General features: G+C 68.5%; 26 protein-coding genes. 20 read left to right on the top strand and 6 right to left on the bottom strand.

Features of this window, described 5'->3' with window-relative positions; all coding sequences use genetic code 11:
• The first annotated feature begins 67 nt into the window (after positions 1-67).
• A complete protein-coding gene (locus KLK06_RS49585) occupies positions 68-1,330 on the top strand; it encodes an MFS transporter (protein ID WP_214642809.1) in 1,263 nt (420 codons plus the stop codon).
• Positions 1,327-1,986 carry a peptidyl-tRNA hydrolase gene (locus KLK06_RS49580; RefSeq protein ID WP_250907267.1) on the top strand — a complete coding sequence of 220 codons (660 nt, stop codon included), beginning with the start codon at positions 1,327-1,329 and terminating at the stop codon, positions 1,984-1,986. Before KLK06_RS49585 ends, KLK06_RS49580 begins: the two co-directional genes overlap by 4 nt.
• On the opposite strand, the gene KLK06_RS49575 is transcribed toward KLK06_RS49580, so the two are convergent.
• The gene (locus KLK06_RS49575) at positions 1,976-2,941 is read right to left on the bottom strand and encodes a DUF3616 domain-containing protein (protein WP_308168794.1); all 966 of its coding nucleotides are present in this window, start codon (positions 2,939-2,941) and stop codon (positions 1,976-1,978) included. The genes KLK06_RS49580 and KLK06_RS49575 overlap by 11 nt on opposite strands.
• A gap of 171 nt (positions 2,942-3,112) precedes the next feature.
• Here KLK06_RS49575 and KLK06_RS49570 point away from each other — a divergent pair, with 171 nt between their 5' ends.
• The 8 genes from KLK06_RS49570 to KLK06_RS49535 all read left to right on the top strand — a co-directional run bounded on the left by KLK06_RS49570 (position 3,113) and on the right by KLK06_RS49535 (position 9,753).
• Positions 3,113-3,907 carry a hypothetical protein gene (locus KLK06_RS49570; RefSeq protein ID WP_214642805.1) on the top strand — a complete coding sequence of 265 codons (795 nt, stop codon included), beginning with the start codon at positions 3,113-3,115 and terminating at the stop codon, positions 3,905-3,907.
• A 35-nt stretch (positions 3,908-3,942) separates the two neighbouring features.
• The gene (ftsH, locus tag KLK06_RS49565) at positions 3,943-5,901 is read left to right on the top strand and encodes an ATP-dependent zinc metalloprotease FtsH (RefSeq protein ID WP_214642803.1); all 1,959 of its coding nucleotides are present in this window, start codon (positions 3,943-3,945) and stop codon (positions 5,899-5,901) included.
• A 29-nt stretch (positions 5,902-5,930) separates the two neighbouring features.
• The gene (locus KLK06_RS49560; RefSeq protein WP_214642801.1) at positions 5,931-6,473 is read left to right on the top strand and encodes a DUF937 domain-containing protein; all 543 of its coding nucleotides are present in this window, start codon (positions 5,931-5,933) and stop codon (positions 6,471-6,473) included.
• A 16-nt stretch (positions 6,474-6,489) separates the two neighbouring features.
• Positions 6,490-7,071 carry a nucleoside triphosphate pyrophosphatase gene (locus tag KLK06_RS49555; protein WP_214642799.1) on the top strand — a complete coding sequence of 194 codons (582 nt, stop codon included), beginning with the start codon at positions 6,490-6,492 and terminating at the stop codon, positions 7,069-7,071.
• Positions 7,072-7,081: 10 nt separating this feature from the next.
• Complete coding sequence (locus KLK06_RS49550) at positions 7,082-7,822, top strand: EI24 domain-containing protein (RefSeq protein WP_214642797.1); 741 nt, start codon at positions 7,082-7,084, stop codon at positions 7,820-7,822.
• 166 nt (positions 7,823-7,988) lie between these two features.
• On the top strand, positions 7,989-9,059 hold the full coding sequence (locus tag KLK06_RS49545; RefSeq protein WP_214642795.1) for a DUF4192 domain-containing protein: 1,071 nt from the start codon (positions 7,989-7,991) through the stop codon (positions 9,057-9,059).
• 41 nt (positions 9,060-9,100) lie between these two features.
• Positions 9,101-9,361 carry a type II toxin-antitoxin system Phd/YefM family antitoxin gene (locus tag KLK06_RS49540; RefSeq protein ID WP_214642793.1) on the top strand — a complete coding sequence of 87 codons (261 nt, stop codon included), beginning with the start codon at positions 9,101-9,103 and terminating at the stop codon, positions 9,359-9,361.
• Positions 9,346-9,753 (top strand): PIN domain-containing protein, encoded by a 408-nt coding sequence (locus tag KLK06_RS49535; RefSeq protein WP_214642791.1) that lies wholly within the window; start codon positions 9,346-9,348, stop codon positions 9,751-9,753. The genes KLK06_RS49540 and KLK06_RS49535 overlap by 16 nt, the downstream gene beginning before the upstream one ends.
• 150 nt (positions 9,754-9,903) lie before the next feature.
• Here KLK06_RS49535 and KLK06_RS49530 read toward each other — a convergent pair whose 3' ends face one another.
• Positions 9,904-10,695 (bottom strand): arginase family protein, encoded by a 792-nt coding sequence (locus KLK06_RS49530; protein WP_214642789.1) that lies wholly within the window; start codon positions 10,693-10,695, stop codon positions 9,904-9,906.
• Between the two features lie 512 nt (positions 10,696-11,207).
• Between KLK06_RS49530 and KLK06_RS49525 the strand changes: the two genes are divergently transcribed.
• The 7 genes from KLK06_RS49525 to KLK06_RS49495 all read left to right on the top strand — a co-directional run bounded on the left by KLK06_RS49525 (position 11,208) and on the right by KLK06_RS49495 (position 18,857).
• On the top strand, positions 11,208-11,594 hold the full coding sequence (locus tag KLK06_RS49525; RefSeq protein WP_214642786.1) for a hypothetical protein: 387 nt from the start codon (positions 11,208-11,210) through the stop codon (positions 11,592-11,594).
• A 1,093-nt stretch (positions 11,595-12,687) separates the two neighbouring features.
• Positions 12,688-13,719, top strand: a complete 1,032-nt coding sequence (locus tag KLK06_RS49520; protein ID WP_214642784.1) for a LacI family DNA-binding transcriptional regulator — start codon at positions 12,688-12,690, stop codon at positions 13,717-13,719.
• A gap of 138 nt (positions 13,720-13,857) precedes the next feature.
• Positions 13,858-15,099 (top strand): sugar ABC transporter substrate-binding protein, encoded by a 1,242-nt coding sequence (locus KLK06_RS49515; RefSeq protein WP_214642783.1) that lies wholly within the window; start codon positions 13,858-13,860, stop codon positions 15,097-15,099.
• A 55-nt stretch (positions 15,100-15,154) separates the two neighbouring features.
• Positions 15,155-16,084, top strand: a complete 930-nt coding sequence (locus tag KLK06_RS49510) for a sugar ABC transporter permease (protein WP_308168793.1) — start codon at positions 15,155-15,157, stop codon at positions 16,082-16,084.
• A 7-nt stretch (positions 16,085-16,091) separates the two neighbouring features.
• Positions 16,092-16,916, top strand: coding sequence for a carbohydrate ABC transporter permease (locus KLK06_RS49505; RefSeq protein WP_214642779.1), 825 nt, complete (start codon positions 16,092-16,094; stop codon positions 16,914-16,916).
• A 31-nt stretch (positions 16,917-16,947) separates the two neighbouring features.
• The gene (locus KLK06_RS49500) at positions 16,948-17,727 is read left to right on the top strand and encodes a ThuA domain-containing protein (RefSeq protein ID WP_214642777.1); all 780 of its coding nucleotides are present in this window, start codon (positions 16,948-16,950) and stop codon (positions 17,725-17,727) included.
• On the top strand, positions 17,724-18,857 hold the full coding sequence (locus KLK06_RS49495; RefSeq protein ID WP_214642776.1) for a Gfo/Idh/MocA family protein: 1,134 nt from the start codon (positions 17,724-17,726) through the stop codon (positions 18,855-18,857). Before KLK06_RS49500 ends, KLK06_RS49495 begins: the two co-directional genes overlap by 4 nt.
• A gap of 39 nt (positions 18,858-18,896) precedes the next feature.
• Here KLK06_RS49495 and KLK06_RS49490 read toward each other — a convergent pair whose 3' ends face one another.
• Positions 18,897-19,238 carry a hypothetical protein gene (locus KLK06_RS49490; RefSeq protein ID WP_214642774.1) on the bottom strand — a complete coding sequence of 114 codons (342 nt, stop codon included), beginning with the start codon at positions 19,236-19,238 and terminating at the stop codon, positions 18,897-18,899.
• 132 nt (positions 19,239-19,370) lie between these two features.
• On the opposite strand from KLK06_RS49490, the gene KLK06_RS49485 reads away from it, so the two are divergent.
• Positions 19,371-19,964 carry a DUF1707 and DUF4870 domain-containing protein gene (locus KLK06_RS49485; RefSeq protein ID WP_250907266.1) on the top strand — a complete coding sequence of 198 codons (594 nt, stop codon included), beginning with the start codon at positions 19,371-19,373 and terminating at the stop codon, positions 19,962-19,964.
• A gap of 78 nt (positions 19,965-20,042) precedes the next feature.
• On the top strand, positions 20,043-20,375 hold the full coding sequence (locus KLK06_RS49480) for a putative quinol monooxygenase (RefSeq protein ID WP_214642772.1): 333 nt from the start codon (positions 20,043-20,045) through the stop codon (positions 20,373-20,375).
• Positions 20,376-20,390: 15 nt separating this feature from the next.
• Here the strand turns inward: KLK06_RS49480 and KLK06_RS49475 are convergent, their stop codons facing one another.
• Genes KLK06_RS49475 through KLK06_RS49465 form a run of 3 tightly spaced genes read right to left on the bottom strand, consistent with a single transcriptional unit; the run spans position 20,391 to position 22,315 of the window.
• Entirely contained in the window at positions 20,391-21,017 is a 627-nt protein-coding gene (locus KLK06_RS49475; RefSeq protein ID WP_214642770.1) for a hypothetical protein, read from the bottom strand.
• 28 nt (positions 21,018-21,045) lie between these two features.
• Positions 21,046-21,879 carry an NmrA family NAD(P)-binding protein gene (locus tag KLK06_RS49470; protein ID WP_214642768.1) on the bottom strand — a complete coding sequence of 278 codons (834 nt, stop codon included), beginning with the start codon at positions 21,877-21,879 and terminating at the stop codon, positions 21,046-21,048.
• A 31-nt stretch (positions 21,880-21,910) separates the two neighbouring features.
• Positions 21,911-22,315, bottom strand: a complete 405-nt coding sequence (locus KLK06_RS49465; protein WP_214642764.1) for a hypothetical protein — start codon at positions 22,313-22,315, stop codon at positions 21,911-21,913.
• A gap of 166 nt (positions 22,316-22,481) precedes the next feature.
• Here KLK06_RS49465 and KLK06_RS49460 point away from each other — a divergent pair.
• Positions 22,482-23,259 (top strand): hypothetical protein (locus KLK06_RS49460; protein ID WP_214642762.1); only part of this gene is annotated, 778 nt, incomplete at its 3' end.

Below are 23,259 nucleotides of genomic sequence, written 5' to 3'. Positions count from 1 at the left end.
GGATTCTTGCATATATTGGCTTTCCGGCCACTCGCGGCACCAAGAGCAGATAAATCAGGATTAGTGGATGACCATAAGCACCACCACCCGTACCAGGCGGCTGCATCGGGCCTGGTTCGTCGCGGCCGTCGCGTTCGTGGCCATCCTCGGCGCCGCCGGGTTCCGCGCCACCCCCGGCGTGCTGATCACCCCGCTCCAGGAGGAGTTCGGCTGGACCAAGGGCACGATCTCGCTCGCGGTGTCGGTGAACCTGGTGCTCTACGGGCTGACCGCGCCCTTCGCGGCCGCGCTGATGGACCGGTTCGGGATGCGCCGGGTGGTGGCCCTCGCGCTGCTGCTGGTGGCCGCCGGCAGCGGGCTCACGGTGCTGATGACGGCGAGCTGGCAGTTGCTGCTGTTCTGGGGCGTGTTCGTCGGGCTCGGCACGGGTTCCATGGCGCTGGTGTTCGTGGCGACGGTGACCGACCGCTGGTTCGTCAGGCACCGCGGGCTCGTCACCGGCGTGCTCACCGCGGCGGGCGCCACCGGGCAGCTGATCTTCCTGCCGCTGCTCGCCCAGTTGGCCGAAGGGCCGGGCTGGCGGGTGGCCTCGCTGACCGTGGCGGGGGCCGCGCTGGCCGTGGTGCCGTTCGTGTGGTGGCTGCTGCGCGACCATCCGGAGGACGTGGGCACCACGGCGCTGGGGGCGGAGCCCGGCACGGTCCGTACTCCGCCCGTCCGGGTGAACGCGGCCGTGAGAGCGATCACGGTGCTCAGGTCGGCGGCGCGGACCCGGGCGTTCTGGTTCCTGGCGGGCGGCTTCGCCATCTGCGGAGCCAGCACGAACGGCCTGGTCGGCACCCACTTCATCCCCGCCGCGCACGACCATGGCATGGCCGAGCCGGTCGCGGCGGGACTGCTCGCGGTCATCGGGATCTTCGACGTCGCGGGCACGATCGCCTCCGGCTGGCTCAGCGACAAGGTGAACCCGAAGATCCTGCTCGGTGTCTACTACGGGCTGCGCGGCCTGTCGCTGATGGTGCTGCCTGGCCTGTTCGCGGCGACCGCCGAGCCCAGCATGCTGATCTTCATCGTGTTCTACGGGCTGGACTGGGTGGCGACCGTGCCGCCGACCGTGGCGCTGTGCCGCCGGATCTACGGGGCGGACGGGGCGGTGGTGTTCGGCTGGGTGTTCGGCTCGCACCAGATCGGCGCCGCGTTCGCCGCCGTGGGCGCCGGGCTCACCCGCGACCACCTGGGCGCTTACGACCTGGCCTGGTACGCCTCGGGCGCGCTCTGCCTCCTGGCCGCCGGCATGTCCCTGGCGATCGGGCATGCTAAAGGGCGATGAACGAGTCTGAACTGATGGTCCTGCCGCTGGTGGTCAGGATCGAGAGAGCGACGCCGCCCGAGCGTACCGACGCGCTGGAGGCGGCCGCGATGGCGGTGCTGAGCCTGCTCGACGACCCCGGCGAGTGGGGCGAGGAGCTGCATGCCTGGCAGTCCACCGGCAAGATCCGCAAGGTCGTGCGCAGGGCCAGGGGCGCCGAGTGGCGCAGGGCGCTCGCGCTGCCCGGCCGTACCATCGAGCACCGCACGGCCGAGGTGCGCGTGCACCCGCCCGTGCCGCTCGACGACTGGCCGAGAGACCTCGCCAGGCTGCAGGTTTCGGGCACCGAGCTGACCGACAGCGGCGAACTCACGCCCGCGGAGCCGCCGGTCCTGTGGGCCAACCCCGGGCTCGCCATGTCGGCGGGCAAGGCCATGGCCCAGGCCGGGCACGCCGCCCAGCTCGCCTGGTGGGCCAGCGACCAGGCCGAGCGTGCCGCCTGGCGGGCGGCCGGGCTGGGCGTGGCCGTGCGCACCGCGGCGGCGGCCGACTTCGCGTCGAAGGTGGCGGCGGGGCTGCCTGTGGTGCGCGACGCCGGGTTCACCGAGATCGAGCCGGGTTCGTGTACGTTCGTCGCCGACGCGCCGTGGCTGTACGGGCGGGTCGCTAGATCGTGATCACGTCGGCCAGGACGCCGCCCGCCGGGGTGATCCGCGCGGGCGACGGGCTGTCGTAGACGATCATCAGTCTGCCGTCCGGCAGCAGGGCCAGCCCCTCGGGATGGTCGCAGCCGATGCCGTACGGCAGCTCGGCGACCGTCTCCAGCTCCTCCGCCGGGACCACGTCGCCGGCCCGGTAGACCCGCCAGCGCACCACGCGTACCGGCCCGTCGAGGTCCATGGTCGGCCCGGCGAGCAGCAGCACGTCGCGGCCGTACGGGCACAGGTCCCGCACGCCCAGCCCGCCCAGGTCCAGGAAGTGCTTGCGGTACGGCTCGCTCAGCCGCAGCCTGCCGGGCTCGCTCTCGACCGGCCTGATCTCCAGGACCACCGCCCAGCCGCGCAGCACCGGGCCGCGCAGGCCCAGGTAGACCCGCTCGTCCAGCACCGCGATGCCCTCGATGTCGAGGCCGTTGTCCTTGCCCGGCAGCGCGAGGAACGGCGCGAGATGCGGGTCGTCTTCCAGGTGGGCGGCCAGGTTCTGCCGGCCCGACAGGATCGCTCCCGGCAGCGGGGCGTTGGTGGCGGGGTCCAGCGGCAGGCGTACCAGGATGAAGCGGTTCTCCTCGCGGATCACGGTCGCCAGCCGTTTGGCGGCCTTGGCCGGGTCCTTCGACTTGACGCGGCGGCGCTTGAGGCTGTGTGAGCCGACGGCCCACAGGTGGCCGTCGGCCCTGGCCAGGCCCTCGATGTCCGCCTCGTCCTCGGGGCCCGCGGGGAGCGGTACGTAGTCGGCCAGGCGGAAGGTGCGCTGGCCCGCGTAGCGCGTCCCTGACCAGGCCAGATGTTCGATGGTGGCGGTCTCGTCTCCGGCCACCCACAGGCCGGTGCCGTCGTGCCGTAATGCGGAGAGGTTCGTGTGCGTTTCGGAGGCCCGCGAGGCCGGGTCAAATCGGAGCTCCACCTGTTCCACGAAGCCATGATGACACTTCGGTAGCTTCATAAGCGGAATGCTGGGATTTGTCGTACGCTCCCGATCGTGCTCGATGGGGATGATGGGACCGAAGGTTCCCGTGTGAGAACTGCTGCCAGACCGGGAACCCCTGTTTCTCCGCCCAGGCGCTCTCGCATCGGCGATATGCGGATGCGGGATGTATACCGGGGGCTCGCAGTGGCGACCGCGGTGGCGGTCGTCGCTGTCACGCTGGTCATGCTGCTCCCGCCGCGGCCGGACGAGGTCGCCGCACGGCCGGTTGCCGCGCCATCGACCGTGCCGGCCTCGTCCGGACCCGCCCCTTCCGCCTCGGCCGAGCCGTCGGCGTCGCCTTCGACGGCTGATTCCGCGACCGCGGTGCCCGCTCCCCGGACGACGCCCTCTCCCGGCTCGTCGCTGGCGCCCGGGTACACGGCCATGGAGGCCCTGTACGCCGACCCCAGGCTCCCCAAGCTGCCGAAGAAGCCCGGGCGGGTGGCGATGGCCAAGCCCGGCAAGCGGGTGTTCCAGGACCGGCGCACCGGACTGGCCGTACCCAGGCTCGCCAAGCCGTGGAAGGCACACCGGGCGGCGCCGTTCACCAGCAAGCAGGTGCTCCCGCTGCGGCGTGGCTCGAACCAGCGGGGCATGCTCGTCACCTGCCCGCTCCCGATCGAGGCGCAGAAGTCGGTGCGCGACACCGCGCTGCTCGCCGCCCGCTGGACGCTCAACCACCACCCCAAGGGCGCGCGGATCCGCTGGCTGGCCTCCCAGCGGGCCAAGGGCGGCGGCTGGCTGCTCGTCTATCAGGTGCGGTACGGCAAGCACGTCTCCCGGGCGGCCGTGGTCGTGCTCGACGGGGGAATGGCCAAGCCGGGGCTGGCGTTCGTGACAGTGCCGGACTCACAGCGGAACAGGTGGCGTGACATCACGCGCGTGGTTTCCGGGGTGCGTGTTCTAGGCTAGAAGATCATGGTGCGGCGATATGGGGGAGTGACGCCGTGGAACGTTCAGGTCAGCCACAGGCACCTGACAAGCGCTCGGGTAAGCCGCAGGCGCCTGACAGGGAGAAGCCCAAGCCGCCCTGGCGGGCGGAAGGGCTACCCGGCTCGAACGGCGGTCGCCCGAAGATCAACTGGTGGCGCTTCGTCATCACGCTGCTCGTCGTCTACGCGGCGTTCTTCCTGGTCTCGTCCTTCTTCGACACCGGCTCTGTCGAGACCGTGTCCTACACCGAGTTCACCAAGCAGGTGACGTCGAAGAACGTCAAGGACATCTACGCGACCGGCCTCTCGGTCGAGGGCGATCTGCGGGCCGCGGCCAAGGACCCCGACAGCGGCAACAAGTCGTACACGAAGTTCAAGACCGAGATCCCCGCCTTCGCCAACAACGACCAGCTCTACCAGCAGTTGGAGAGCTCCGGGGTCAACATCAAGGCCGACCCGATCAACGGCGGGCGCGGTTTCTTCGTCAACCTGCTGCTCTCCCTGCTCCCCGTGCTGCTGCTGGCCGGGCTCTGGATCTGGATCATGCGCCGCGGCGCCAGCATGATGGGCGGCGGCGGGCTGGGCGGCCTCGGCAAGTCCAAGGCGGCCAAACCGGTCGAGGCGGGCCAGGTGCGGGCCACGTTCGAGGATGTGGCGGGCATCGACGAGGTCGAGAACGAGCTCGTCGAGATCGTCGACTACCTGAAGGACCCCGACAAATACCGCAGGCTCGGCGCCAAGCTGCCCAAGGGCGTCCTCCTCGCTGGCCCTCCCGGCACCGGCAAGACGCTGCTGGCCCGCGCCGTGGCCGGTGAGGCGAACGTGCCGTTCTTCTCGGCCAGCGCGTCGGAGTTCATCGAGATGATCGTCGGCGTGGGCGCGTCACGGGTGCGCGACCTGTTCGAGGAGGCGCGCAAGGTCGCCCCCTCGATCGTGTTCATCGACGAGATCGACGCCGTCGGCCGGTCCAGGGGCGGCGCCGGTGGCATCGGCGGGCACGACGAGCGTGAGCAGACGCTCAACCAGATCCTCACCGAGATGGACGGCTTCTCCGGAGTCGAGGGCGTCATCGTCATCGGGGCCACGAACCGGCCCGAGATCCTCGACCAGGCCCTGCTGCGGCCGGGCCGATTCGACCGCACGGTCCAGGTAGGGCTGCCCGACGCCGCCGGCCGTACCGCGATCCTGGCCGTACACAGCAGGAGCGTGCCGCTCGACGGCGAGGTCAGCCTCGACCAGATCGCCAAGACCACGCCCGGCATGACCGGCGCCGACCTGGCGAACCTCGTCAACGAGGCCGCGCTGCTCGCCGCCAAGCGCGGCAAGGAGAAGGTCGGCATCGCCGACTTCGCCGACGCGCTGGAGAAGCTGCAGCTCGGCGCGGCGCGCAGCATCGTGATGCCGGAGGAGGAGCGCACCAGGACCGCCTTCCACGAGGCCGGCCACGCGCTGCTGGGCATGCTGCAGCCGGGCGCCGACCCGGTCAGGAAGATCTCGATCATCCCGCGCGGGCGGGCGCTCGGCGTCACGCTGTCCACGCCCGACTCCGACCGTTACGCGTACGACGAGCAGTATCTGCGCGGGCGCATCACCGGCGCGCTCGGCGGCATGGCGGCCGAGCAGGTCGTGTTCGGCGTCATCACCACCGGCGCCGAGAACGACCTGGAGCAGGTCACGATGATCGCCCGCGGCATGGTCGGGCGCTGGGGCATGTCGGAGAAGGTCGGACCGCTGACCATCCTGCCCAACGACGGCCAGCCCCCGCAGGCATCGCCCGCCATGCTCGCCACCGTGGACGAGGAGGCGCGGCGGATCGTCGACGAGTGCTACGAACGCGCCCTGCGCGTCCTCGGCGACAACCGCGACAAACTCGACGCCATCGTCGCCGCCCTGCTGGAGCACGAGACGCTCGACGAGGCCAGCGCCTACGCCGCCGCCGGGCTTTCCGGGACCTTGGACAAGGCCGGAACGTAGCTAGACGCCACGCTGGGAACGTCTCCGATGTGACACTCAACGACGAGCTTCTCTCAGAGCTCGGCGATGCCGGGCTGGAGGAGGTCGCCGGGCTGCTCGGTACCGATATCGCCACGGCCCACAGCGTGCTCACGTTGGTGTCCGGAACGATCGTGGGCGGCCTGGCGCGCAACGCCGCGCACCTGGACGGCGCGGAGGCGCTGCGCGGCGCGCTGGACGACCATGTGGACGCGGACCCGTTCAACGGCGACGTGGCGTCGCTGTCGCGTGACGGGCAGAGCATCCTAGGGCACGTGCTCGGTGGGCAGGGCACCGAGCAGGCGGCCGAGGGACTGTCCCGGTTGGCAGGGGTCGGCTCCAGCTCGATCATGAGGCTGCTGCCGCTGGTCGCGCCCATGATCATGTCGTTGCTGGCCGTACGGGCGACCCGCGGGAGAATGGGCACCGAGGCCGTCGCCGAAGCCCTGAAGCAGGAGGACGCCGGGCTGCCCGACGAGCTGAGATACCTGCTTGCCACCATCTTCGACAACGACGCCATGGACACACCCGGGCAGCCGAACCTCGATCGGTGAACGGTAAGCTGGTGCGGTGATCGTCCTGGCCTCAGCGTCCCCCGCCCGGCTGGCCCTGCTCCGCAGCGCCGGACTCGACCCCAAGGTGATCGTCAGCGGTGTCGACGAGGAGTCATACTCCGCCTACTCGCCCGCGGCGCTCGCCCTCGAGCTCGCCAAGGCCAAGGCGTCCGCGGTCGCGAGCGGGCTCGAGGAGGGACTGGTCATCGGCTGCGACTCGATCCTCGAGCTCGACGGCAGGCCGTACGGCAAGCCGGCGACGTCCGAGGAGGTGGCCGAGCGCTGGCGGGTCATGCGCGGCCGGACCGGACGCCTGGTGACCGGCCACTGCGTCATCGACGTACCCGCCGGTCGGCAGGTGGCCGAGGTGTCCACCACCGTGATCCACTTCGGCATGCCGTCCGACGAGGAGATCGCCGCCTACGCCGACACCGGCGAGCCGCTCGGCCTGGCCGGGGCGTTCAGCATCGAGGGTCGGGGCGGCTGGTTCGTCGACGGCATCGAGGGCGACCACGGCAACGTGCTCGGCATCTCGCTGCCGCTGCTCCGCAACCTGTTCGGCGAACTGGGCTACACGGTGACGTCCTTCTGGCGTTAGCCTGCCGGGCATGCGATCAGTGCGCGACTTCATGGCGGGTGTCGGCTTCTTCCTGCAAGGTGTGGGCTGGGTCGCCAAGCACGGCCGGTGGTGGCTGTTCGGGCTGATCCCGGCTCTGCTCGCTTTCGCGGTGTACGTGGGGACGCTGATCTTCCTCGGCACGAACGCAACGGATATGGCGGAATTTCTTACGCCATTCGCTGACACGTGGGGGTGGCGGGATCTCTTCCGGACGATGATCGCGATCGCGCTGGTCCTCGGCGGGTTGGCGCTGGCGGTGCTGACCTTCACGGCGCTCACGCTGGCGATCGGGGAGCCGTTCTACGAGAAGTTGTCCGCCACGGTGGATCCGCTGCCGGGGGCGGTGGAGCAGCCGTGGTGGCGGACCTTGCCCCGGTCTCTGCGGGACAGTCTGGTGACGTTGGGGTATGTGCTGCTTTTCACCGTGCCGCTGTTCTTTCTGGGGTTCGTGCCGGTGGTCGGGCAGACGGTGGCGCCGGTGTTGGGGGCTATGGTCTCCGGGTTCTTTCTGACGGTGGAGCTGACCACGCTGGCGTTGGAGCGGCGGGGGATGGGGCGTAAGGAGCGGTTCGCGCTGTTGCGGGGGAACAAGGCGGGGGCTTTGGGGTTCGGGGTGGTGGTGTTCTTGCTGTTCCTGGTGCCGTTCGTGGCGGTCATCGCGATGCCGGCGGGGGTGGCGGGGGCGGCCCTGTTCGTCCGCAACCGCCTGGTCCCAACGACCGCTCCCTGACTTCACAGCCTCGACACTGACCGCCGGTCCGCACCGGCCTGCACCGCTGTTTGACCACGACCACGCGACGCGGTCGTCCACAACCTGGCTCCACCTTCACCCCGTCATCCCCAGAACGCGGTTCGGCGCTTCGCGGACCCCCTCCGCCCAGGCACCCTCATGCCTCATGACGACCAACGCCTCCGAGCCCTGCCTGACCCTGACCAGCCCCACCGACGTCCTGGCCGCCGTGCCGTACCTCGTGGGCTTCCACCCGGTTGACAGCCTGATCGTGCTCGGCCTCGCCCAAGGCCAGGCCAAGGTAGCGACCCGCTGGCCCCTGCCCTTCCCGCCGGGCACGCTCGACCCGTTGGCCGCGCTGTTCGAGCGGGAGGCCATCACCCACATCATCGTGATCGGCTACGGCCCCGGAGACCGGGTCACCCCGGCCGTGGACGAGGCCCGCCACCTGGCCGCCAGGTCAGGCGTCGGCGTGGACGAGGCACTACGAGCAGAAGACGGCCGCTACTGGTCCTACATCTGCGACACCCCGCGCTGCTGCCCACCCGAGGGCACCCCGTACGACCCCTCGACCAGTCAGATCGCCGCCGAGGCGACCGTCCACGGCCTGGTAGCCCTCCCCAACCGCCAGAGCCTGGAACGCACCATCGCCCCCATCACCGGCCCCATCCGGGTCGCGATGCGCCGCGCCACAGCAGAGGCGGTCGCCGACCTACGCACCAGGCTGATGGAGGCCACGGACGTGAACGCGTTCGCCCAGCAGTTCGTCGCCCGGGGCATCATCAGAGTCCGCGCCGCCCTGGCCACCCACACCGCGGGCGGCCGCCTGGACGACGCGGAAGCGGCCAGACTCGGCCTGGACCTGGCGGTGATCAGAATCCGCGACGAAGCCTGGACCCTCGCCCGCGACACCCACGCCACCCTCTGGAAAGACCTCACCCGCCGCCTGGAACCACGCTTCATCCCACCGGTGGCATCCCTGCTGGCCATGGCCTCCTGGCGCACCGGCGACAGCGTCCTGGCCACCATCGCCCTCGAACGCGCCCTGACCACCGACCCCAGCTACTCGATGGCCAACCTCCTCATGCACGCCCTCCAGCAACTCCTGTCCCCGGCCACCCTGCTCGACCGCCTCCCCACCCCATCCGAACTGGACACCGCAATGGGCCCCGTCCACGCGGGCTGGCTGATCCCCCTGATCAACATCCTCGACGAAGACCACGAAACAGCCGCCTGACCCACCTCAACCCCAGCCCGAAAATCAGATAATCTGACTTCATGAAGGTGATGACTGCTACCGAGGCGTCTCGGAGCTTCGCGATGGTTCTGGACGAAGCAGAAAGAGGTGAAACAATCATGGTTACTCGCGGTGGAAAGCGGATTGCGGTGATCGGTCCCGCGCCCGCTGCGCCAGGGCGGTTGGTCAAGGCCTTCTTGGCTAGAAGTGCGGGGACGCTGGACGCCGACTTCGAGGGCGATGTGGCGGCCGCCCGGGAGACGGTCGACGACGAGATGAGGAACACGTGGCCCGACGTCTGATCCTCGACACGGGTGTGCTCATCGCCGCGGAGCGAGGCAAGGCGTCTGTGGACAGGGTGATCGGAGACGCCGACGATGTGGCGATCGCCGCCATCACCGTGGCTAGGTTGCTCGTCGGTGTGGAGATGGCCGATGCGGCACGCCGCCCCAATCGACAGGCTTTTGTGGATGAGGTTCTTGCGCTGATTCCGGTTGAGGAATACACGATGGACATCGCCAGGGTTCATGCTCGCCTGATGGCGCATGTTCGGCGAGAGGGAAAGAAGCGGGGAGCGTACGATCTGCTGATCGCTGCGACGGCCGCGACCACCGCGAGAACGGTGATCACGATGGACTCGTCAGCCGCATTCGACGACCTCCCCGGCGTCAGGGCGCAAGTCGTTCCTCGTTAAGCCGCACGGCTTGGCCTGCTGGTTCTCCTCGCGTCGCCGCCGTTGGTTGTACGCGCGCATCCGAGGCGGCGTTGGTTGTACGCGCGCATCCGAGGCGGATTGCCCAAGATCTGGACGGTATGCACCGGCTGGGCGAGGACATGCCGACCGTCAGTGTGTCAGCGCGGCGCCCAGCCGGCGGATCACGTCGGCCTCGTCGGGGTTGACGTCGCCGCTGGATGGCGCGTGTTCGGTGATGGCTGCGCCGATGATGTCGTCCAACTGGGAGAGGAGGTCGATCAGTCGCTGTGGCTGTATGCCGTTCGGCTCTGGGTAGCAGGTTGCGCCGAAGGTGGTGGGTTCCAGGACGTCCAGGTCGATGTGTACGTACACGGGGCCGCGCAGGCCGTCGAACGCGCGCTCCAGGTCCCCGACGCCGTATCTGCGCAGGCCGGTTTTCGCGAGGTATTCGTGCTCGGACACGTCGCCTGCCCGCTCTCCGGCGATGATCACCTGCCGTGGTGTCAGCGGGTGTTCCGGTGTGAGGGCGGCCGGCCCGTCTCCGAGCAGTGCCCGCACCACCATTCCGTGGAAGGCGCCCGATGGCAGGGTCTGCGGGCTGTAGACGTCCGGGTGCGCGTCGATCCACAGCACCGTCAAGGCGTCGCCATAGCGGGCGTGGGCAGCGGCGATCGGTGGGATGTCGACCGCGCAGTCGCCGCCGATGGTGATCACTCGGTCGTCGATGGCGGCCAATGCCTTGTGCGTCAGCCGTTGGTTCTCAACGAGCGCGTCGAACGCGCGGATCCCGGCCGCCTTGTCCCCGCTGGTCTCAAGCACCGGCACGGTCACCACCGCGTCGGCCGGAACGAGTTCGGCGGCGCGGCGGGCACCGGTCATCAGTTGCGGCGCCTTGCTGGATGCCGAGCCTTGCCATTGTGGTACGCAGAGCACAGTCGTCATACGGTGACCATACGAGGCGCCAGGATCAAAGGTCTAGATCGTCTTATGCTGCTATCAAGGGTTCTTGCACCAGATCGTCCTGACGGTGGGAGTTTATACATGCAGTTCCACCTGAACGTGTGGTGCGGGTGTGAATGGGTGACGCCTTCCCGTGTTGGTCGCTGATGTGACCTCTGCTGTGCGGCAGACCGGAAGGCTCGGCACAGATAAGATGCCGAGCCTTCCCTGCATCGGGCTGTTGCCTCAGAAGGCTAGGGAGCCTCGTGCACCGTGTATCTCCCCGAGCCTCCCCGGATGGGAATGTGTTGCTGAAGCGGTGTGAATTCTAAGTATCAAGGTGGATTGGCCTACGAGGCTTCCAGGGAGTACTGGAAAATATGGGGTGGCGGGTAAGACCGTCGCCACGCGGCGAGAGGGATGTCATCTAGATGACCAGGCGCCTATTAGCGATACTATGTATGTTAGTTGCAGTTTCAGGCTGCGAGGCGTCATGGTTCTCCGGGGATCTGACGGTGATCAAAGTAGATCCCGCCGTGATCAATGAAGTACGAGGTCTTGGCCGCATCGTTATGCGGACCACTGCGGATCCAATCTATGCACAAACTGTGCAAGTCGTAGAGATTTTGGTGCTCGACGTTGGCGCTTCCGATTTCACCAAAGCGCTTAGCGTGGCGCGCGGCCGTCTGCAGCAACGGGGATGGAGCGTGAGTAGCTATACTGATGTCACTGTCATCATGACGTCGAGTCGCTGGAGTGGAACGACCGCAGTACTTAGCCGCGTGGACGATATAGATTCACTCGGGGCACAGCTGGAGCCAGGGATGGAAAAGGCGTTCCAAGCCGATCCGGTAAAGTCGGGCACCTATATTGTGCTGTCACTATCAAGCATAGAAGGGTGAGCCATGGAGGGCCTTCGAGCTTGACCGGTTGCGCCATGAGATGTTGCGTTCGAGGGGGGCGAAAGACCTCTGCCCTCTGGCCGGTCGCGGCAGGTTAATGGAGTTGAGGGCAGCTTCATCCGGGTGGTGCCAGCGAGGGTGGGAGCAGCCTTGGCGAGGCCGGGGTATGTCTGCACTGCCAGATGATGCGGGTCCGGCGGGATGGACTCGAATCTGGCGGATCTGGGCCGGGTGTAGCACGTGCCTGTCTCGAGGGGCGAGGACTCCTGGGATGGTTTCCGCTTGCTGTCCGCGAAGCCACGGGGGCGGCGTACTTGTGCGACGCTGCTGGGCACAGTCGGGATCCTCTGATGTTGGTCGTCGTCTGGGAGAAAGCTGTGTCGGCGAATAATATGAGCCGTCCTACGTCCGCATGTGCCGGGTTCGCCATGAAGATCAACCGGCGATTGCTGAAATGGCCGCACATGCCGCGCGACCAGGGCGAATGGCGCGTAACATTGCCTGTCCCGTGAAAGTGGTCACCCGTTCACTGAAATAGAAGGCGTGATCGGTCTCCTGCATTCATGGGTAAACGCGGGCGGTGCCCGATGCAAGTGCGTTCCCGTCGCGCCCTGTGCCAACGGCCGATATACCCGAGCTGGTCGATGTGGGTGTCGAGGGTGACCGGCCGGTCGTCGCGGACGTCGTTGGTCAGACCCGCGAGTGTCACGGCATGGCTCTGATGTCCGTTGCCTTCCAGCGCCTCGGGTCGCGGCGGCGAGTTCCCGGCGAGGCGCCAGCTCGGTGATCAGGGCCTGCCAGGTGGGCGAAGGCGCCGCCCGGCCGACGCCGACGCCGACGCCGACGCCGGGCCGGGGCCGACGCCGACGCCGGGCCGGGGCCGACGGCGCCGCCTGGCTGGCGCCGGGGCCGGCGTCGGTCAGGCGGCGAAGGTGGCACAGGTCCTCCCGGCGCACGACTCCCCGATCATCATGATCACGCGGCGGGCTCGCGGAAATGTTTCCGGGAGATGTCTTGTGGTCGGACGACCGCCGTCGTAGCCTGTCGGCACTTGCCATTGATACGTATCGACGATTTCCTCCAGGGAGGTGTCATGGCGGCGTTCACCAGCAAGGACGTCGCGCGTATCGCCGGTGTCTCGCAGAGCACCGTGTCCTATGTGATGACCGGCAAGCGACCCATCTCCGAGCCCACGCGGCGGCGGGTCCTTGACGCGATGGCACAGCTCACCTACGAGCCGCACTCCGGTGCCCGGGCTCTCGCGGGGCGTCGTACCCAGGTGGTCGGTCTGGTCGTGCGCTTCGGGGTCGGGGGCGAGACCTTCGGGTTGCTGCCGTTCATCGAGACCATCGCCAGCTCGGCCCGCGCCCACGATCACGACGTTCTGCTCGTGACCGCGGACGAGGGCTCCGCGGGTCTGCGGCGCCTCGCCGGACGGGCCCTGTGCGACGCGATCATCATGATGGACATCGAGGAGCAGGACGAACGGGTCCCGGTGGCCGCCGCGCTGTCCGTTCCGGTGGTGCTCATCGGTGTGCCGGCCGACCCGGCCGGGCTGCACTGCGTCGACCTCGACTTCGAGGCGGCGGCCCGGATGGCCGTCGACGAGCTGGCCGACACCGGGCACGACGAGATCGTCGTGGTGGGTTATACGGCCGCGGCGATGGAACGTGGCCTGAACTTCGTCGTCCGCGTTCTGCGATCGGTGCGGGAGCATGGGCAGGTGCGCGGCCTTCCGCTGACGGTGATCGAACCGGTCGAGCGTGGACGAGAGGCCATCGCGAAGGTGGCCGATCAGCTCCTCGCCCGGCGGACCGGCGGGCGTCTCGGAGTGGTGGTGCCGCACAGCGACACGATCGTGCCGCTGCTGAACGCGCTGCGGAAGCGGGACGTCGTGCCTGGCCGTGACATCTCCCTCATCGGACTCAGTACCGACCGTGAGGCCGAGCAGTCCGATCCGCCGTACACGAATGTCTCCGGCGAACCGCGCGACGTCTCGCGGCGCGCGATGGAGACGCTGTTCTGGTTACTCGATCCAACTTCCGGGGTGGAACGTCCCGCGATCGACCTGGTCGCGCCACGACTCACCCGTCGTACGACCGTGATGCCCACTCCCTCCAACTGATCGCCGGTGGCCTCGGCCACCGGCCCACGATGCGCGTCGTCGATGCGTATCGACGAACTCGCACATGACCGCAGTCGATACGTATCGACGATGACCCGATCCACCCCGGACAACCTTCCGTATCCGAAAGGACACGACATGATCCGCTCCCCCCGATCCCGCCGAGCCCAGGCCGCGCTCGCCTCGATGCTCACCCTGCCCCTCGCACTCACCGCCTGCGGTGGCGGCTCGAACGGTGGCGGCTCGAACAGCGGCGGCGACTCCTCGACTCTGCGGGTGCTCGACTACTACAACAACGAGCCGAGCAAGACGGTCTGGCAGAAGGCCATCGATGCCTGCGGCAAGCAGGCCGGTGTCACCATCCAGCGCGAGGCGGTGCCCGGCGCGACCCTGATCCAGAAGGTGCTCCAGCAGGCGTCCTCGCGGACCCTCCCGGACGTCCTGATGCTGGACAACCCCGATCTGCAGCAGATCGCCCAGAGCGGCGCCCTCACCCCGCTGAACGACCTCGGGCTCAAGGCCGACGGGTACGTGGAAGGCGTGGTCAACGCCTCGACGTACAAGGGCAAGCTCTACGGCCTGCAGCCGATCACCAACACCATCGGGCTGTTCTACAACAAGGATTTGCTCGCCAAGGCGGGCGTGACCCCGCCGACGACCTGGGCGGAGCTGAAGACGGCGGCCAAGAAGCTGACCTCGGGCGGCACGTACGGGCTGGCGTTCTCGGCACCGGCGAACTACGAGGGCACCTGGCAGTTCCTGCCGTTCATGTGGTCCAACGGTGGCGACGAGAAGAACATCGCGACGCCGCAGACCGCGCAGGCAGTGCAGTTGTGGGTCGACCTGATGAACGACGGCTCGGTGTCGAAGTCCGCTCTCAACTGGACCCAGGCGGACGTCAACGACCAGTTCCGGGCGGGTAAGGCCGCGATGGCGATCAACGGGCCGTGGCAGTTCCCCGCGTTGGACGAGGACAAGAGCGTCAAGTACGAGGTGGCGCAGATCCCGGCACCGGTCGCGGGCAAACCGGTCGTCGCGCCGCTCGGCGGTGAGACGTGGGCCGTGCCGCAGACCGGGAACAAGGACAAGCAGGCCAAGGCCGCCAAGGTCATCGCCTGTCTCAACTCGGACGACAACCAGCTCAGCCTCGCCAAGGACACCCAGACCATCCCCACCAAGACGGCGCTGCTGGCGAAGTTCAGCTCGAGCAACCCGAACATGGCCGGTTTCGTCGACCAGATCCCGACCGCACGGGCCCGCACCGGTGAACTCGGCGCGGACTGGCCGAAGGCGGCCACGAAGATCTACACCGCGTTCCAGTCCGCGCTGACCGGCCAGGCCACACCGGCCAAGGCCCTGGAAACGGCCCAGAATGGTTGAGCACCCACAACAGTCCACAAGGGAACGTCAGACAGATCCACCACCGCCGGCGACCGTGGCGGGCGACGGGACCGTTGCCGGACCCCGCTTCTGGCAGTCGCACCACTTCCAGAACCGCGCCGCGCAGGTGCTGTTCCTGGCCCCGGCCGTGATCTACATGGTGGCCTTCTTCGGCTACCCGATCGTCAAGAACTTCGTGATGGCCTTCCAGGAGTACTCGACGAGCACCTTCTACACCGGCGAGGCGCCGTGGGTCGGGTTCGCCAACTACTCCGCGGTGGTGTCCTCCCCGGTGTTCGGCAAGGCCATGCTGAACACCGTCCTGTTCACCGCGGGCTCGATCGCCGCGCAGTTCGTCATCGGTCTGGCCCTGGCGATGTTCTTCCGGCGCCGCTTTCCGCTCAACGGTGTGCTCCGGTCGTTGATGCTGCTGCCGTGGCTGATCCCGCTGATCGTCTCCGGCGCGGTCTGGCGGTGGATCCTCGACAAGGACAACGGCGCGCTCAACCGGTTCCTGGCCGCCATCGGGGTGGCGACCGACCACCCCGGCTGGCTGACCAGCACCTCACTGGCCCTGGTGGCGGTGATCCTGGTGAACATCTGGATCGGCATCCCGTTCAACCTGACCATCCTCTACGGAGGGCTCCAGGACATCCCGGAGGACCTGTACGAGGCGGCCGCGCTGGACGGGGCGAGCAGCTGGCACCGGTTCCGGTATGTGACCTGGCCGTTGCTGCGCCCGGTGGTGAGCGTCGTGCTGGTGCTCGGGGTGGTCTACACGATCAAGGTGCTGGACGTGATCCTGGCGCTGACCGGCGGCGGCCCGGCCAACGCCAGCCAGACCATCGCGACGCAGTCGTACCACCTGTCGTTCCAGCAGTTCGACTTCGGTCAGGGCGCCGCGCTCGGCAACATCCTGATCGCGATCTCCCTGGTGTTCGCCATCTTCTACCTGCGCGCCAACCGGCGTGCCGTGGACGAGTGAGGCCGTCATGACCACCATCACAAGGCACACTCGGGCCGGTTGGGGCAGCACCGTCGCCGGGATCGTCATCCTCGCCGTTCTGCTGTTCCCGATCTATTGGATGGTCAACGTCTCGCTGCAGCCGAGCGGCTCGGCGGTCGGCACCCCGTGGCTGCCGTTCGACCTCAGCTTCAACGGCTACGCCACCGCGCTCGGCCAGCAGGGCCGCAACCTGGTCACGAGCCTGGTCGTCGCCCTCGGCTCGGTCGTGTTCAGCCTGCTGATCGCGATGCCGGCGGCGTACGCGCTGGCGCAGTTCAAGGTCCGCTTCGTGGGCGCGTTCCTCTTCGGGATCCTGATCTCGCAGATGATCCCGGGGATCGTCATCGCGAACGCGCTCTACACCGCCTACAACGACCTGGGACTGCTCAACTCGATCCCGGGCCTGATCCTCGCCGACTCGACCGCGGGCATCCCGTTCGCGATCCTGATCGTCCGCGCGTTCATGACCAACATCCCGCGGGCGGTCCTGGAGGCCGGCCGGGTCGACGGGGCCGGCCACGTCCGGACGTTCATCTCCATCGTGCTGCCGATGAGCCGCAACGCGCTCATCACCGCGGCCCTGTTCACCTTCCTCTTCTCCTGGGCGGACTTCCTGTTCGCCCTCACCCTCACCACGACCGAGGACGTGCGCCCGGTGACGCTCGGGCTCTACACCTACATCGGGACATATGTAAACGACTGGAGCTCGGTCATGGCCACCGCCGTGCTCGCCTCCATCCCGGCCATCGTCCTGCTCGTCGTCGCCCAGCGCTACGTCGCCGCGGGAACGACGGCCGGCGCCGTCAAGTGAATCCAGCAACCCCCAGCAGAAAAGGTTCGACATGACAAACGGAACGGCCGGCCCGCTGCGTGTGACGGTGTGGGGCGAGAACCGCCACGAGCAGATCGAGGAGCACGTGGCGAAGATCTATCCGAAGGGCATGCACACGACGATCGCGGAGGGCATCGAGGAGAACCTCGGCGACGGCTGCGTCGTCCGCACGGCGACCCTCGACGACCCGGAGCACGGCCTGACCGAGGAGGTGCTGGCCGGCACCGACGTGCTCACCTGGTGGGGGCACGCGGCGCACGACGAGGTCAGCGACGAGGTCGTCGAGCGCGTCCACCGGCATGTGCTGTCCGGGATGGGACTCGTCGTGCTGCACTCCGGGCACTGGTCGAAGATCTTCACCAAGCTGATGGGGACGAGTTGCACACTGCGCTGGCGCGACGAGCACGACCGTGAGCTCATCTGGACGGTCGACCCCACGCATCCCATCGCCAAGGGCGTGCCGCACCCGCTGATCATCGAAGAGGACGAGATGTACGGGGAGTTCTTCGACATCCCGGCACCGGACGAGCTCGTGTTCGTCAGCTCGTTCAGCGGCGGGGAGGTGTTCCGCAGCGGCTGCACGTTCCGCCGCGGCCACGGCAAGATCTTCTACTTCCGGCCGGGGGACCAGGCGTACCCCACCTACCACCACAAGGACGTACGCCGGGTCATCGCGAACGGCGTCGCCTGGGCCCGCACCGATCGGCCGGAACGGAGCCATCCCGTGCTCCTGCGGTACGCGACCGGGGAGTTCTTCCAGGGCCAGGACTACACCGGACCGCTCCAGTGAGCTTCCGGACGATCCCCTCCAGCCCGGCGGATCCGCTCCGGGTGGTCATCGTCGGCGCCGGCAGCATGGGCCGGGCCTGGCTGGCCACTGTTGCCGACTCGCCCGAGGTGACGCTCACCGGCATCGCCGACCTGGACGTGGCGCTGGCCCGCGCGTCGGCCGACGGCGCCGGCCTGCCGGACCTTCCGGTCGGCACGGACGCCGTCGCGCTCGCCCGGCAGACCGGCGCCCAGGCGCTGATCAACGTGACCGTCCCCGAGGCGCACCACCCGGTGACCACCGCAGCGTTGTTCGCCGGCCTGCCGGTGCTCGGTGAGAAACCGGTCGCGGAGAACGTCAGCCGGGCGCTGTCCATGGCCGCCGCGGCGGAGGTCACCGGCGAACTGTTCATGGTCAGCCAGTCCCGCCGCTGGAACCCGCAGCTCGCCGTGCTGCGGGGGATGATCGCGCGGCTCGGCGCGATCGGGACGGTGAGCACGGAGTTCTTCCGGTCCGAGCGGTTCGGCGGGTTTCGCGATCTGATGGCCTACCCGCTGCTCGTCGACATGGCGATCCACGCCTTCGACTCGGCGCGTTTCCTGCTCCGGGCCGAGCCGGTGACGGCGTACTGCCAGTCGTACAACCCGCCGTGGAGTTGGTTCGCCGGGGACGCCAACGCGGCCGTGGTGTTCGAGATGGAGGGCGGCACCCGCTACGTCTACAACGGAAGCTGGTGCAGTCCCGGCGACATCACGTCGTGGAACGGGAGCTGGCGGGTCAGCGGCGAGAAGGGCACCGCGCTCTGGGACGGCGACCACGAGCCGGTCCTCGACGCCGAGGTGGCGGCCGGTGAACCGGCCGGCTCGCCGTACTCCGGGATCGCCGGCGCTCTGCAGGTGTTCGTGCGGGCGCTCCGGACCGGGGAGCCGCCGTCCGGCGAGGTGCACGAGAACGTGATGAGCCTGGCGATGGTGGAGGCGGCGGTGCGGTCGGCGACGAGCGGCCGGCCCGAGCGCCTGGACGACGTGCTCGAGCGGGCCCACGCGCAGGCGCTAGGGGAGGAGACCCGGGCGGACGTACGGAACACGCTCGCCGGATGGTCCTCGGTGCGGGACGTGCTGGCCGGCGCCAACCGGGTGGAGACGCGATGACGGAGCCGCGCGCCGCGATGGTCGGCGTAGCACCGACGGCTACAGATTCTCCTCGCGTCGCCGCCGTTCGTTGTACGCGCGCATCCGTGGTGGATAGCCCATGATCTGGACGTCGTACACCGGCAGGGCGAGGTCTCGGGCGACCTTGTGGATCACGGCGGGGGAGCCGACCCGGCGGCGGGTCCACTCGCCGTCGTCGGCCACGGCGACGGCCGTGGTGTCCGTCGCGAAGGTTTCGGGTTCGACGAAGAACTCGACGCCTCGCCGTGATTTGGCGAAGGCGATGAGAGCTTCGATATCGGCGTCAGTGGCTTCCCGGTCGAACTTCGCGATTTTGGAACCGCGCAGCCGCCGAATGCCGTAGCGGTCTCGCCATCTCATGAGTCCTTTTTATACCGTCAAACGGCCGCGCGCGTCGGGGTGATCTAGGGGACACCTCGGGGATTCTCCGGATGGCCACGATGACGTGCGGCGGTCAGTATGGATGGTGACTGCCCGATTCTAAGGAGAGGCATGGCTGTTATGGCTGGGGTACCCACACCCCCGGGCCCGGGACAGGTGCCGCCCGCTCATCTGCGCGTCACCAACCAGGACCGTGAGCACGTGGTCGAGCACGTTCAGGCCGCTTACGCGGAGGGCCGATTCGACAAGATCGAGTTCGATGACCGGTTGGATCGGGCGATGACCGCGCGTACGCACGGTGATCTGATGCCCATCATGGCGGAGCTGTACGGCGCGAGCGCCGTCCCCAGGATCCGGCCGATGCCCGCGCCGGTTCGGCGTGAGGCGCCGACGGAGAGTAATGAACGGCTCGGGGCTTCGGCGGCTCATCTGCTGACGCTGGTCGGGTTCCCGATCGTCGGGCCGTTGATCCTGCTGCTGACGGGCGGCAAGACCTCGCCGTACATCCGACGGCACGCGTTGGAGGCGCTGAACTTCCAGCTCACCGTGGTGGGGGCGACGTTCCTGTTGCCGTTCACCGTGATCGGGGTGGTGCTCATCCCGGTCATCTGGGTGGCGGCGGTCGTTCTGTCCATCGCCGGTGGCATTTCGGCGCTGTCGGAGAACCCGTTCCGCTATCCCCTGACGGTTCGCCTGGTGAAGTGACGTTTAGCTAGAGCTCGTGCCGCCGGCTGACGTCAATGCCTGCTTTGACGTCAGCCGACCGCACGAGAGAATGGCCTTATGATCTTCATCACCGCGAAGTTCCGCGTTCTGCCCGACCACGCCGACCGGTTCCCTGAGATCGCGGGCGAATTCACCCAGGCGACCCGCGACGAGCCTGGCTGCCTGTGGTTCGACTGGTCGCGCAGTCTGGCGGATCCGACCGAGTACGTGCTGGTCGAGGCGTTCCGCGACGGCGAGGCCGGGGCGGCGCACGTCCAGTCGGAGCACTTCAGGAAGGCCCAGCAGACCCTGCCGCCGTATCTCGCCGAGACGCCGCGCATCGTGAACGCGACCGTGCCGCAGGACGACTGGTCCCTCCTCGGCGAGATGGCCGTGCCCGAACGGGACTGACCACCGGCGCGTCGCTCAGTGCTGAACCCTCAGGTAGCGCTGGTGCTGATACCGGAAGAACACGGTCAGGCCGGCGGCGGCGGTGAGGAGCCCGACGGCCAGGGCGGCCGGCAGGTGATGGTCTGTCATTAGGTAGTAGGTCAGCAGGGCGAGGCAGACGCCGGCCAGGACGCCGTTGATGATGGCGATCATGCTGGCGGCGGTGAAGAGCCCGGCCATCGGGCCCGCTTTGACCGCCAGCGACCCGAGCGCATCGTCGGTCTCCCCTTCACCCGCGCCCCAACTGGCGAAGTAGCGCGCCGCCTCAGGGTCGAGCTGGCGGTAGTAGCCGCGGATGCGCGCGATGCTGCTCAGGTACGCCACGTTCTGCACCCCTGTGTCGACGAGCCGTGCCGTGGTGAACACGCCCAGCACAAAGACCGTCGGCAACGCGGCGGCGGCGAACGGCAGCAACAGGCCGGGCGTCTGCGAGGCGAACCCCAACGCGATCAGACTGCTGGACAACGCCGACAGGTACAGCGACGAACGCCCGAGCGCCTCGCTGACCGTCGTGCTGGCCGCCGATTGCAGCACGAAATGCTCCGTCACGATCGCCGACATGAGCGGTGCCGACGGTCCCGCGTCACGGCTGTCCGGCTCCATGACCGCTCCTTTCGAGTCCCGGCCGAGGTCAGCGGAAGGCGTCGGCGTGTGTCTCCGCCCACTGTTCGAAGGTGCGGGGCGGGTGTCCGGTCACCTCTTGCACGGTCGGCAGGACCTGCGACTCGTCGAGCGTGCCGTCGACGTAGAAGCTGAAGAAGGCGTCGACGTACTCGACCGGCATGCTCGCCTCCATCTGAGCCCGAGCCTCCTCGTTCGGGAGCCCCTCGCAGCGCAGGTCCCTGCCCAGTACCTTGGCCAGCACGGCGATCTGGTCGGCGGGCAGCAGCGAGTCCGGGCCGGTCAGCTCGTAGATCCGGCCCTCATATCCATCACTCGTCAGCGCCAGGGCCGCGACGGCCGCGATGTCGGCGGGGTCGATGGCGGCGGCCGCCACCCCGGCGAACGGTACGCGCACCAGGTCGCCGGTCCGAAGCTGTGGCAGCCAGCGCAGCGCGTTGGACATGAACGCCCTGGGCCGCAGGAACGTCCAGGGCACATCCGCCTCCCGCGCGGCGCGCTCGGAGAGCGCCATGAAGCGGGAGACCGCATTGTTCATGTCCGCTTGCGCGGCCGAGCCGCTCGTCAGCAGCACGACCCGTTGCACCCCGGCTTGGCGTATGCGGGCCAGTAATCCGGGCATGTCCGCATATCCCGGCAGCAGGAACACGCCCCGCACGCCGACCAGGGCATCGGCCAGGCTGTCGGGCTGGTTCAGATCGCCGGTGACGAGCTGGACGCCCGGGGGCATTGTGACCGCCTTCGGGTCGCGTACCAGCGCGCGCACCTGCTGCCCGGCCTGGGTCAGAGCGGTCACCAGTTGCGAGCCGATATTTCCGGTGGCGCCCGTCACTAAGATCATCATGTCTCCCATCAAGGTCATCAACTTGCGAGGTTTATGCGGCACCGATGAGGCCGACGGCCAGGGTGATCAGCGCGACGGCGAGGAGCAGGCCCCCGACTCGCGTGAGCATCGTGCCGGACGAGCGGGCACCCTGCTCGCCGACGGCCAGGTGCAGGAAGAACCCACCCGATTGCGCCAGCACCCCCGCCAGCAGCGCCCCGCCGGCCAGCCATTCCAGGCCGGCGGAGAAGCCGGCACGGGGCAGGTAGAGCAGGTAGACCAGGGACAGCAGCAGCAACACCCCGGCGTGCGCGTGGCCGGCTCGGAAGAACCGCTCGCGAAACTCGCCCAGCTTCTGGTGATCGGTGGTGACGAAGCGCAGCAGCGCGTGCCCGCCGAACTCGACCGTGACCAGCGACACGATCGCGATGATCGGCAGAATCTCGGTGGGTTCCATCAGCTCGGATTTCCTACTCTTGTACGGCCACGACACCGGTGAACGGAGGTCGTGACGATCACGTGGGTGATTTCCCAGGTAAAGGGTGGCAGTGGCCGGGAAAGCGCCGATAGTGTCCCTGTAACCAGGCGGGCATGCATTTTGCACGGTTCATCGGGAGAGCTGAGTGGCGCGGACCGCTGACGACCTCCCGCTGCGGCTCGCCGGCGGCATGCTGTGGGCGTCGTTCGGCATCCTGTTCTACATCCGCACGATGAGCGGGGTGGGGCGCGACGCCGCCCCGCTCGCGTTTCTGCTGACGATGGCGTCCTATCCGCCGCTGATCGCGATCGTGGCGCGAGGCTGGCGGCCGGCCGTCCGGTATGGGCTTCTGTCGGCGTTGGTGCTGCTCTACCTGCTGCCCTTCCTCGTGGTCGGGGCGGGGTGGGATTGGATGCCGTGGACGGTGGCGGCCGGTGTGCTGTGCGTGCTCCCGGCGCGGCTGGCCTGGCCGCTGTTCGCCCTTGTCCTGACCGCCACCGGCGCGACCGCCGCCCTGCTCGGGTATGGGGTCTACGACACGGTCTGGTTCATGATCGTCACGGCGGACGACGGTCTCATCGTGTTCAGCCTGGCCGCGCTCGTCGGGACGGCGCGGCGGCTGCACGACACCCGGGGCGAACTGGCCCGGCTGGCGCTGGTCAGGGAACGCCTGCGGCTGGACGGCGAGCTGCGGAACATCCTGGGCGGGAAGCTGCGGGCGATCGCGTTCCGGATGCGGAAAGCGGGCCGGGAAGAGCCGGTGGAGGCCCGGCAGGACATCCGCGAGGGCATCGGCCTCGCCCGGCGGACCTTGGCGGAGGTGCGGGAGACCGCCGGCGCCTACCGCGCCACCACGATCGCCGAGCCCCCGGCGCGGATCGAGTCACCACGGTTGGCGCGGTTCGTCCTGCTCGCGGTGCTGC

This window comes from Nonomuraea sp. NEAU-A123, from assembly GCF_018603905.1.
Taxonomy (GTDB): Bacteria; Actinomycetota; Actinomycetes; order Streptosporangiales; family Streptosporangiaceae; genus Nonomuraea.
This window is presented reverse-complemented; position numbering and strand designations above follow the sequence as displayed.

Excerpts from the sequence above, each read along its gene's own strand:
- KLK06_RS49585 (WP_214642809.1), top strand. The coding sequence starts at position 68 with ATGACCATAAGCACCACCACCCGTACCAGGCGGCTGCATCGGGCCTGG.
- KLK06_RS49580 (WP_250907267.1), top strand. The coding sequence starts at position 1,327 with ATGAACGAGTCTGAACTGATGGTCCTGCCGCTGGTGGTCAGGATCGAG.
- KLK06_RS49570 (WP_214642805.1), top strand. The coding sequence starts at position 3,113 with ATGCGGGATGTATACCGGGGGCTCGCAGTGGCGACCGCGGTGGCGGTC.
- KLK06_RS49550 (WP_214642797.1), top strand. The coding sequence starts at position 7,082 with ATGCGATCAGTGCGCGACTTCATGGCGGGTGTCGGCTTCTTCCTGCAA.
- KLK06_RS49545 (WP_214642795.1), top strand. The coding sequence starts at position 7,989 with ATGACGACCAACGCCTCCGAGCCCTGCCTGACCCTGACCAGCCCCACC.
- KLK06_RS49540 (WP_214642793.1), top strand. The coding sequence starts at position 9,101 with ATGAAGGTGATGACTGCTACCGAGGCGTCTCGGAGCTTCGCGATGGTT.
- KLK06_RS49530 (WP_214642789.1), bottom strand. The coding sequence starts at position 10,695 with ATGACGACTGTGCTCTGCGTACCACAATGGCAAGGCTCGGCATCCAGC.
- KLK06_RS49520 (WP_214642784.1), top strand. The coding sequence starts at position 12,688 with ATGGCGGCGTTCACCAGCAAGGACGTCGCGCGTATCGCCGGTGTCTCG.
- KLK06_RS49515 (WP_214642783.1), top strand. The coding sequence starts at position 13,858 with ATGATCCGCTCCCCCCGATCCCGCCGAGCCCAGGCCGCGCTCGCCTCG.
- KLK06_RS49505 (WP_214642779.1), top strand. The coding sequence starts at position 16,092 with ATGACCACCATCACAAGGCACACTCGGGCCGGTTGGGGCAGCACCGTC.
- KLK06_RS49500 (WP_214642777.1), top strand. The coding sequence starts at position 16,948 with ATGACAAACGGAACGGCCGGCCCGCTGCGTGTGACGGTGTGGGGCGAG.
- KLK06_RS49490 (WP_214642774.1), bottom strand. The coding sequence starts at position 19,238 with ATGAGATGGCGAGACCGCTACGGCATTCGGCGGCTGCGCGGTTCCAAA.
- KLK06_RS49485 (WP_250907266.1), top strand. The coding sequence starts at position 19,371 with ATGGCTGTTATGGCTGGGGTACCCACACCCCCGGGCCCGGGACAGGTG.
- KLK06_RS49480 (WP_214642772.1), top strand. The coding sequence starts at position 20,043 with ATGATCTTCATCACCGCGAAGTTCCGCGTTCTGCCCGACCACGCCGAC.
- KLK06_RS49475 (WP_214642770.1), bottom strand. The coding sequence starts at position 21,017 with ATGGAGCCGGACAGCCGTGACGCGGGACCGTCGGCACCGCTCATGTCG.
- KLK06_RS49470 (WP_214642768.1), bottom strand. The coding sequence starts at position 21,879 with ATGATGATCTTAGTGACGGGCGCCACCGGAAATATCGGCTCGCAACTG.
- KLK06_RS49465 (WP_214642764.1), bottom strand. The coding sequence starts at position 22,315 with ATGGAACCCACCGAGATTCTGCCGATCATCGCGATCGTGTCGCTGGTC.